This window comes from Thermodesulfatator atlanticus DSM 21156, from assembly GCF_000421585.1.
Classification (GTDB): Bacteria; Desulfobacterota; Thermodesulfobacteria; order Thermodesulfobacteriales; family Thermodesulfatatoraceae; genus Thermodesulfatator; species Thermodesulfatator atlanticus.
Window position 1 is genome coordinate 1 of the sequence record NZ_ATXH01000040.1, and the last position, 10,012, is coordinate 10,012.

The window sequence follows — 10,012 nt, forward strand, 5'->3', positions numbered from 1 at the left end:
GGAGCACCTTATTTTATCATGCTGAAGAACGTTAGCGACCAAAGCATCTACAGGTCGATCTATGGATCCTTCGCCTCACTAACGTTCAGCTCAGGATGACAAAAAGGGAAACCCAAAAAAGAAAGGCTCAGGATGAAATATTAATGGGAACACATTTTATCCGCGAAGGTGTCATAGCGAGGCTACTTGTACACCCGCACGATCCCAGCTACACCGTCATCACGAGGCGTGCTATCGCACGCCGAAGTGATCTCATAAGATTGCTTCGCTCACTGTGTTCGCTCACAATGACTGACAAAAATAGTGCTTTCGATACCCATTCAATCCAAACCTCGACAACCTCTAAAACCTTTAGAACCTCTACAAATCTGCTACCTGAGATTGCTTCGTGCCTCGCAATGACACGCAAAAAAGCGCTCGCAATGGCCGCGAAGGCGTCATCGCGAGGATGCCTGTTAAGGCTGACGAAGCGATCTCTCTACCGAACACAGTGACGCACCTAGATCGCTTCGCTTGCAATGACAATGTTCAAAATGTCATTTGTTTGTGCTCCTAGCAAGAATAGGACAGGCCAGGGCCGTGTACCCGCCGCGACGCTTTTTTTCATGTTTTTGTTGTAAGTAATTGCTTATGACAGTTAAAAGCTCTGCGCAAGCGATTGCCAGGGCTGGCTCCTTCCGCCTCGCAAAAATAGGCTTTGAAAAATGGAATCACTGTCTTTTTTCTTGATGATTGAGATGTTTAAATGAAAAACATGTGGCGAGAAGTTTTTAACCAAGTAGTCAAAATCCAAAAAGGTCCTCTTGTCCCAGAAACAGTCTGTTTTAAGCCTGTTGACGAGTGGACCGACATAACCACTCTCTATGAAGACTTACGCCTGCACCTCAAGCACTTCCGCCTGGTGACCGACGAAAACCCTTTTGCTAACCCCATTCTATTGCTGGCGGTAAATCTTGCCCGCCGGCTGGATAAAGGGGAAGTAACTTTTTCGGCCCTTGAGCAGCTTATTCAATTTTTAGATGCCAAGGCCTTTATGGTTAGGGCGGAGCGGCTTGCCCGCTACGTAGGCACCACTGACCCCCTGGAAAACTTAAAGTCTCTCCAAGAGTTTCTTGAAAATCTCGAGGGCCTTTGCGAAAAGAAAGATTTTGCGCTTTTTGCCCAAGAAGTAGCAAAAGAGCCCTTTGGCATTGTTATTACCGCGCACCCCACTTTTGCCCTGCGAGAGGATCTTATGCATCTTCTCTCAGACCTTGCCAGTGGTCGCAATGTGGCTGGTGTCCCTCTTTCAAAAGAACAAGTAGAAGACATTATCAAGCAGGCACTTTGGCGCGAACATCTTCCGGACCCGCAAATTACCCTTGAGAAAGAACATCATTTGGCTCTTGAAGCCATTGCCAATATTAAAAAGGCCCTTTTGCGTTTTTATGATTTGGTTTTTAAAGTGGCCCAGAGGCAATTTCCCGATAAATGGTGGGAGATAAGGCCAAGGCTTATTACGGTAGCTTCCTGGGTGGGGTACGACCTTGATGGCCGCCGTGATATTGATTGGGCCAAGTCCTTTGCCTTTCGTCTTGAAGAACGAAAGCTTGCCTTGAATAACTACCGGCAAACTTTACAACACATTATCGAACTCCTGCCAATCACCTCTGAGACCGAAGATATCCGCGGCATCCTTGCCCAGGTTCTTCAGACCCTTGAAGAAAATCTGGCTGGACTTGACGAGGAAATCAGCGCATTTCAAAACGCATCTCAAGATCTTGAAGTCTATTTTGAGGAACTGCGCCAGGTGGCCAAGCGCATGTATCAGGGCCTTCCAAGAAGGCTTACCAAACCCAGCATACTTTGTGCTGCCCTTGACGCTGCTATCGAAGCCGCAAAGAAGTTTCCGGAAATTCAGCATCGTCTCTGTCTTTTGCGCACCGAAATAGACGTTTTTGGCCTTGGGCTTTCTCACATTCACGTGAGGTTAAACTCCAAGCAAATTCACAATGCCATGCGTCCTTTGATCGGACTTGAGACCGACCCCGAAGACCCAAGTGTTAAAAAGACTTACCTCAAGGCCCTGGACCAACTACTTGCCGGCGTGTCACCTGTGAGCATTAACTTTGGCTCCCTTATTCGCGAGCGCACCACTGCCAAGCGCCTTTTCATGTTAGTGGCCCAGATGGTCAAATACATTGACAGTGAGACGCCTATTCGGTTTCTCATTGCGGAAACCGAAAGCAGCTTTACCTCTATTGCCGCGCTTTACTTTGCCAAGCTCTTTAAAGTGGAAGAACACGTCGATCTTTCACCCCTTTTAGAGACTACCCGGGCCCTTGTCCGCGGGGCGCGCATTGTCGATGAAATGCTTGCCAATTATCACTACAAAAACTACGTGCTTTTGCGCGGGCGCCTTTGTGTGCAAACTGGTTTTTCAGACGCCGGGAGGCACCTTGGTCAGCCTGCAGCAGGTTTTGCCATTGAAAACTTTCGCCGTCGCCTGGCCAAGGTCATCGAAAAACATAAGTTGAGCGATGTTGAGCTGGTGATTTTTAATACCCACGGGGAATCCATTGGGCGCGGGGCCCATCCCGCAAACTTTACTTCCCGCCTGGCTTACATTATGCCTCCCAAGAGCCGGGTAGAACTCAGCCAAAAAGTAGCGGCCCTTAAAGAAGAATTCTCCTTTCAGGGTGGAGATGGCTACCTTTACTTTTTGAATCCCTATCTTGCGCTGAGCGTGCTTGCCCGCATTTTTGAGTTCGCCAGGGAAACTTTTGCCCCTGAAGATCCCTTTTACCAGGAGTGGGACTACGTCTTTGAGTTTTTTACTACGGTGCAGCAGTTCAACGAACGCATCATGCAAGACCCGGTCTATGCCTCTCTTTTAAACGACTACGGCCGCAATTTTATCTTCCCCACGGGCTCAAGGGCGCTTAAACGGCAGTTTGAAGTGGAAAAAACGCTTCTTACCGCTGCGGAGATAAGGGCTATTCCCCACAACGCCATCTTGCACCAGTTGGGTCTTCTGGCCAACACAATCGGAGGCATGGGGCAGGCAGTTCGTCGCAACCCGGATCAATTTATCCGTTTTCAACAAAAGTCCTGGCGTTTCAGGCAACTGGTTTCCATGGCGGAGTACGCCCTTTCTTTGTCAGATTTTTACGCCTTTGCAGGCTATTTACACCTGCTTGATCCGGAATTCTGGCTCATGCTTGCAGCCAAGGCCTCAAATCCCCTTCAGGCCCAGGAACTCCGTCGTGTGGCGGATTCTTTAGAACCCCTTGATAGGCATGCCGGCTTTTCTCGGATCGGACGCCTTTTTTACCGGGATTTACTCAACTTTGCCGAGGTGCTTGGGGCTATTCATGCTGTGAAGAAAAGGGCAGACTCCATAATCTATGAGCGCGAAGGCCTTTGGATGGATGAAGAGATAAGAGACGACCTTGAGATACTTCATGCCCTGCGCCAGGCCATAATCTACCAAATATTTACCCTTGCGGTGCAAATCCCAGAGTTCAGCCCCCAGAGGGGCACTACCAGGGAAGAAATTATTGAACGTATCCTGCACCTAGATGTAGAATCTGCGGTGAAGGTGCTCAAGCAAATTTTCCCTCTCCTGGAGCCTGGGGCTTTGAGTGATGACTTTGGCGAAAAGGCCACTTACCAGACCGAAGACCAGCTTGGCTACTGGCAGGAGCACCAGAACATCTTCAACCCCCTGGAATCACTTTACCGCCTGGTAAAGCGCATTACCGGTGGCGTAACCCATATCATCGGCGCTTTTGGTTAGCCTTTTTTCATGCTAAGCAGTACTGGCAAAACCTGATGGCGTTTGATTTTTCGTGTAGAGGTTTTGGGAAGCTCTTCATCCCAGATGACAAACTGTTTCACCCTCTTATAACCAGCTACCTTTTCCATAGCCTTTTTAACCTCTTTGGCAATGATTTCCCTTACGTCGTCTTCGCTTAGCTTTTCCTTGGCAAAATGGCGGTCAATTTCTTCGTAATCAGGCACGATCACCGCGGCCACCTCTTCGCCTCCACGATCAGTGGGAATACCATAGACCATGCTTTCCAATATGAAGGGACTGCGGTTAAGGTAAAACTCAACTTCTTCGGGATAGACGTTTTTACCTGCCGGAGTGACGATAAGGTTTTTGGCGCGACCGCAGATATAAAGATATCCGTCGTCATCTACGTACCCCAGATCACCTGTGTGCAAAAAGCCTTCATCATCAATGGCCTCGCGGGTGGCCTCTGGATTCTGATAATATCCCTGCATGATCATAGGGCCTCGAAAACAAAGCTCCCCCACGCCATTTTGATTGGGATGGGCGATTTTTACTTCTACTTCTGGAAGAGGCAGCCCTATGCTTTCGCCCTTTGGAGCGTGGACAGGATTAAGAGTAAGCACCGGGCTTGCTTCGGTTAGGCCATAGCCCTGAAGAATTTTAATGCCCAGGCGCTTGAATTTGTGAAAAACAAAGGGCGGAAGCGGTGCGCCTCCAGAGACAAAATACTTGAGGTGTCCAAGGCCAGCTTTTTCTCTTAGTTTAGCAAAAAGGGCCTTGGCGGCTTCGTCTTCGCGTCCCAACTTTGCTGCTATTTCCACGGCTTTGAGTAGCCCTTTCATAAGGGCGCGGCGATGAGGAGGGGCCTGTCTTATTTTGCGTTCGATACCTTCAATCATTTTTTGAAAAAGAAGGGGCACCCCTATCATAACTGAGGCCCGAGAGTTACGGAGATCTTCGATAATGTCGCGGGATTTGAGACTGCGGGCATAAGTGATGTGAAGCCCTGCATAAAGGGGCAAGATAAAGCCTCCAGTGCACTCAAGGGTATGGTGCATGGGCAAAACAGAAAGGATATTGTCCCCCGGACCAAGGTCTATTACCTGGTAAACCACCGCCACGTCAGACATAATGTTTTCATGAGAAAGCATCACGCCCTTGGCTTTGCCTGTGGTTCCGGAGGTATAAATAATGGCGGCGGTGTCTTTTAGTTTGGGGCGTTTGGGCTCCCCTTTGGCCTTTTTTCCGCGCGCAAGAAAGGCTTCAAAGCTTTCTACTCCCTCGGGGGGAGGCACATCAGGATCAAGCAAGATTATTTTTTTGAAATGATGCTCTTCGTTTACCTCGAGGATGGTGTCTAAAAACTTGCGAGCTACAAATACTACTTTGGTCTTGGTGTCAGCGAAAATATGGCGAAACTCATGGGGTTTAAGAAGGGAGTCAATAGGCACGCATATTCCTCCGGCAGAGGTAATGCCAAGGTAGGCTTGCCCCCATTCTGGTGAGTTCGGGCCCAGGATGGCGCATTTATCACCCTTTTTTATACCGATGCTGTGGAGAGCTTTGGCAAGGAGTCTGACCCTGAAACCGAGCTCATCGTAGGTTAGATGCTGATAGCTACCATTGCGAAACACGGAAAGGGCTTTTCTAGGCCCGAAATCCCGTGCTGATCTCTCAACCATTTCAGGGATAGTAAAGATGCCGCGATGTTCCCGCAGCACAGAGCTTTGTTTCATAAGTCCCTCCCGGTATCCTTGCCCCTTAAGAGCAGCTTTACTGATAACGGGCTTTAGTCTTCCTGACAACTAATTTGCCATAGTTTTGTAACCTTTACATCCACCAATGTTTCATTGTGAGCTTCCCTTGCTACGGAACGAAAAATGTAAACAATTGCTATTACCAGGAGCTAAAACGGGCGACACTTAAGCATTATCATTGCAAACGCCTTTTTGCGTGTCATTGCGAGCGAAGCAATCTCATGTAGAAGAGTTTGTAGAGGTTCTAAAGGTTTTAGAGGTTGTCGAGGTTTGGATTGAATGGTATCGAAAAGCACTATTTTTGTCAGTCATTGCGAGCGAACACAGTGAGCGAAGCAATCTCGGTAAGTGAAGGGACAGGGATCGTGCGGGGTACAAGTTGCCTCGCGATGGCACCAGCGGAAATGACATGCTTCCATTCCTGTGAAAATGGTTTTAGCAAAATTGTCGAGCTCCGTGTTGCAAGTACAAGCGCGGGATCCCCTAAGAAAGGCAAATTTCCAGAAACTTTTCGGCCTTGAAGCTCCAGTCTTCTTTGGCAAGAACTTCCTCAGGGACTTTGGCAGGCTTTTGTTTTAAGGCGTTAAGGATTTGTTTTTCCCAGTCTTCTTTGGTTTCTGCGATAAAAAGATAGTCTTTCCACTTGAGAATTTCTGGCAAGGGTGCGGCTACTATCGGCTTACCAGAGGCAAGGTATTCTTTGAGTTTAAGGGGGTTTATGGTCTTAGTGAATTCATTTACCAGGTAGGGAAGAATTAAAACGTCTAGCTCTTGCAATACATTAGGCACCTTTTCATAAGGAACCGGGCCAACGTGAAAAAAATTAGCGAACTTTGAGAAAGACGTAAGATCTATTTCATTTCGACCGATAAAGACAAAACTAACCTTTTTGAGTTTGGCGACTAAAAATTCTAGGAAAGACCAGTTAAGCCGTGCATCAATAAGCCCCACATAACCTACGCGGGGCTTGGGAATTTGAGCCAAGGATTGAGACTTCGATTTTTTAGCCTCCCAAAAACGTTTTAGATCCAAGCCGTGTGGTAACAAAAAGGTGGGCTTTTTTCCTCTGACTAGCTTATGATAGAGCTTTTCTGACGTGGCAATAAAAATATCGGCTTTTTTTATGAGCTCTTTTTCCATTTGAAGGACGAGATCTTTTTCATGCCCGGGCCATTCGGCAAAATCATCCACGCAGTAATAAACCACCCGCCTTTCTTCAAAGGCCCCAATATAATCACAGGCATTGGGTACCGTGGTAACTAAAATAGGCCTTGATAAGCCGCGTCTTTTGAGCTCTTCCTGCACGGCATTTATCACGGCTCTTTTATTGAAGGCGCGAAAAGGGCCTTTATTGTAAGGGATCATAAATGGCTGAAGTACCGAGAGGTTTTCGGGGAGCTTAAGAGGGGCCTTAGCTTTTGAAGCCGTAAAGAACATGCGTTTTAGCTTTTTGGCTGCTTTTTGGGCGTCCTGAAGGGTCAAGCGTGGAAGCCTCATCCCGATGGTGTTTACCCACACCACCGGATAATCGCGCACGATGTATTTAAAAATATGTTGGCAACTCGAAGGATGCTCCCCCCAGTCATCAGCAAAGACCACAAAAGATACATCGTAAGAAGGCATCTCCTCACCAGCTTTTGCGGGCAAACCCCAAGCGTTTTAAATGTTCTCTCAGAATTTTTTCTTCTTCTTCGATTATGCTTGGGTCAATGTCAAGGGTGGTCCTGGGGATAAAACCTTTTTCTTCAAGATAACCTATGATTTTGGCCATACTTTCTTCAACGGTTTCTTTATCGGTATGAACGACTATTTCCGGGTTACGAGGGGGCTCATAAGGGTCTGATATGCCGGTGAAATTAGGGATCTCTCCTCGGCGTGCCCTGGCATAAAGTCCTTTTACGTCGCGTGCTTCCACCACCTCCAGCGGACAATTGCAATAGACTTCGATATAGTTTGGGATAAGCTCTCGGTTTAGTTTGCGGGTGTCAGCATACGGCGCAATGGCCGCTACCACGCTTATGATGCCGTTTTTATTTAGCATCCAGGAGAGAAAACCGATACGCTTGACGTTAATGTCCCGCTCGCGTTTGGTAAAGCCAAGTTCTTGGCTGAAGTTTGTACGGATAATGTCGCCGTCAAGAAGTTCAGCCTTAAGCCCGCGTCTTTTTATTTCAAGATAAGTTCTGCGTGAAAGAGTTGACTTCCCTGAACCAGAGAGTCCGGTGAACCATATGGTAAACGGTTTCATAACATGCACTCCTTGGGATTTTCTCCACCCAACGCGCTTTATATTAACTTTTTTCGACCATCTTGCCATTTCTTATTAAGAATTTTTTTGCGTTTAACATCATGGGCGATTGCCCATCACGAAAAGCTTGCAAAAAAGCGTTGTGGGGAAGGCCAAAGGTCCTGTCCAATTAAGACTATTTTTATAAGAATGGGGATAAATGCTGATAATATGGATCTGTTCCTATTTTTCGCGAGGAAAAATTGGGAACGGATCCCCAGCACCACTATCATAAGATTTGAAGATCTAATAAAATGTATCTATGTCAAATTTGGTGCCAGGCAAATTAATTGCTTTTATTCTTTGCCTTCTAACCTTTGCCGCAGGCCCGCAAGTCTCTTTGGCTAAAAAATTTGGCTTTCCAGAAACAATATCTCGCATAGCCATATTTGCGGATCAGCTACCACCTCAACTCAATGACGCCCAGGTCAAATTTGCTGCTACTCATTACGTTGGTAGCCAAAAGCTTACCCTTGATCTCAGTAAGAGGATCCGCAAATACAATCCAGATTTTGTCGTTATCCATTACCATCTTGGGATCTGGCAGCAGCAGCCGGCCCACCAATTTATCATTGACGGCAAACATTGGGGAAATGACTGGCCCTTTGTTACCAAACACGAAGACTGGTTTTGGCATAACGAGCGCGGGGAGCGCGTGCGCTCAAGGATGGACGGCAAATATTTGATGAACATTATGAACCCTGAATTCCGAAGATACTGGAAAAAATCTCTGGCCAGACAAATAATAGCCGGGAAATATCAGGGAGTTTTTCTTGATTCTTCCTCTCCTGCGCTTCTTCCCTGGGAAGCTGCACATGCTGACCCAAGACTGGCGAAAGACGCTGTTATCAAGAGACCTTTTAAAGAACTTGCCGGCCTTACTTGGAGTGAGGCTTACGAAGACTTCATGAAAGATTTGACCACTTTTCTGGAGTTTTTGGGTTTTGCCACCCTTCCCAATATCGGTGCTCTTTTTACCACCTGGGACACCACCGACTACTACACCACAGCCTCAGGGGCTTTTATGGAAGGGGCCTTTGATACCACCTCGCGTAAAGACTGGAAATTGGCCATGGAACGTACTTTACGTCTTATACGGAATGACAAAATCGTAATCTTTCAGTCCTACCTTAAAAAGCCTAACGATTACCGCAAGCGCATGTATTACCTGGCCTGTTACTTGTTGATAAAAGGTAAATATAGCTATCTCTTTTATTTCGTTGGGCCTATATTTTCCTGGTACCCTGAGTGGGAAGTTGCCCTGGGGAAATACCAAAGGCCTGTTAACTCCCTCAAGGCTCTGGAAATCAAGCCCGGGCTTTATGCGAGAGAGTACGAAAAAGGAAAAGTCTTCGTAAATATTGGCAAAAGAACCCGTGTTCTTTCTTTTGAAAGGCCAGTTTACGTGGTTATCCCCCAGGGAGGCGGTCCGGTGACTAAAAACGGCCACGCCAAAGGGCGCCTCATTTATCAGAAGGCTAATCAGGTTAAAATTGTGCCCTGGCAAGGCCTGATAGTGCTTTACAACCTCCCTGATAAGCCGAGTCCCTGAGCCGAAGCCCTGAACCGCGTAACTTGCGCCTGTCCTAAACTAAATTCCTCTTTATGTGGAAGCTTAAACAGCGATACTTGAACAATGTTACTGCGGGCGCCTTTTTGAGCGTCATTGTGAGCGAAGCGAAGCAATCTAGGTGCGTCACTGTGTTCGTTAGAGAGATCGCTTCGTCAGCCTTATCAGGCCTCCTCACGATGACGTCTTCGCGGCCATTGCGAGCGCTTTTTTGCGTGTCATTGCGAGGCACGAAGCAATCTCAGGTAGCAGATTTGTAGAGGTTCTAAAGGTTTTAGAGGTTGTCGAGGTTTGGATTGAATGGGTATCGAAAGCACTATTTTTGTCAGTCATTGCGAGCGAACACAGTGAGCGAAGCAATCTTATGAGATCACTTCGGCGTGCGATAGCACGCCTCGTGATGACGGTGTAGCTGGGATCGTGCGGGTGTACAAGTAGCCTCGCTATGACACCTTCGCGGATAAAATGTGTTCCCATTAATATTTCATCCTGAGCCTTTCTTTTTTGGGTTTCCCTTTTTGTCATCCTGAGCTGAACGTTAGTGAGGCGAAGGATCCATAGATCGACCTGTAGATGCTTTGGTCGCTAACGTTCTTCAGCATGATAAAATAAGGTGCTCC

Annotated in this window: 5 protein-coding genes; 2 read left to right on the plus strand and 3 right to left on the minus strand. The window is 47.3% G+C overall.

What is annotated here, in order from left to right; genetic code table 11:
• Positions 1–754 precede the first annotated feature (754 nt).
• Positions 755–3,778 (plus strand): phosphoenolpyruvate carboxylase, encoded by a 3,024-nt coding sequence (locus H528_RS0111510; RefSeq protein WP_169352798.1) that lies wholly within the window; start codon positions 755–757, stop codon positions 3,776–3,778.
• Here H528_RS0111510 and H528_RS0111515 read toward each other — a convergent pair.
• From H528_RS0111515 to cysC, 3 genes are all read right to left on the minus strand, one after another.
• Positions 3,775–5,514, minus strand: coding sequence for an AMP-dependent synthetase/ligase (locus H528_RS0111515; RefSeq protein ID WP_022854457.1), 1,740 nt, complete (start codon positions 5,512–5,514; stop codon positions 3,775–3,777). The two genes, H528_RS0111510 and H528_RS0111515, sit on opposite strands and share 4 nt — an antisense overlap.
• Before the next feature lie 504 nt (positions 5,515–6,018).
• Positions 6,019–7,158 (minus strand): glycosyltransferase, encoded by a 1,140-nt coding sequence (locus H528_RS0111520; protein ID WP_022854458.1) that lies wholly within the window; start codon positions 7,156–7,158, stop codon positions 6,019–6,021.
• A 4-nt stretch (positions 7,159–7,162) separates the two neighbouring features.
• Complete coding sequence (gene cysC / locus H528_RS0111525; RefSeq protein ID WP_084677727.1) at positions 7,163–7,852, minus strand: adenylyl-sulfate kinase; 690 nt, start codon at positions 7,850–7,852, stop codon at positions 7,163–7,165.
• 232 nt (positions 7,853–8,084) lie between these two features.
• Between cysC and H528_RS0111530 the strand changes: the two genes are divergently transcribed.
• Positions 8,085–9,374, plus strand: coding sequence for a putative glycoside hydrolase (locus H528_RS0111530; RefSeq protein WP_022854460.1), 1,290 nt, complete (start codon positions 8,085–8,087; stop codon positions 9,372–9,374).
• Positions 9,375–10,012 lie beyond the last annotated feature (638 nt).

Bases quoted from the DNA above. Each gene is read 5' to 3' on its own strand.
- H528_RS0111510 (WP_169352798.1), top strand. From the start codon at position 755: ATGTGGCGAGAAGTTTTTAACCAAGTAGTCAAAATCCAAAAAGGTCCT.
- H528_RS0111515 (WP_022854457.1), bottom strand. From the start codon at position 5,514: ATGAAACAAAGCTCTGTGCTGCGGGAACATCGCGGCATCTTTACTATC.
- H528_RS0111520 (WP_022854458.1), bottom strand. From the start codon at position 7,158: ATGCCTTCTTACGATGTATCTTTTGTGGTCTTTGCTGATGACTGGGGG.
- cysC (WP_084677727.1), bottom strand. From the start codon at position 7,852: ATGGCAAGATGGTCGAAAAAAGTTAATATAAAGCGCGTTGGGTGGAGA.
- H528_RS0111530 (WP_022854460.1), top strand. From the start codon at position 8,085: ATGTCAAATTTGGTGCCAGGCAAATTAATTGCTTTTATTCTTTGCCTT.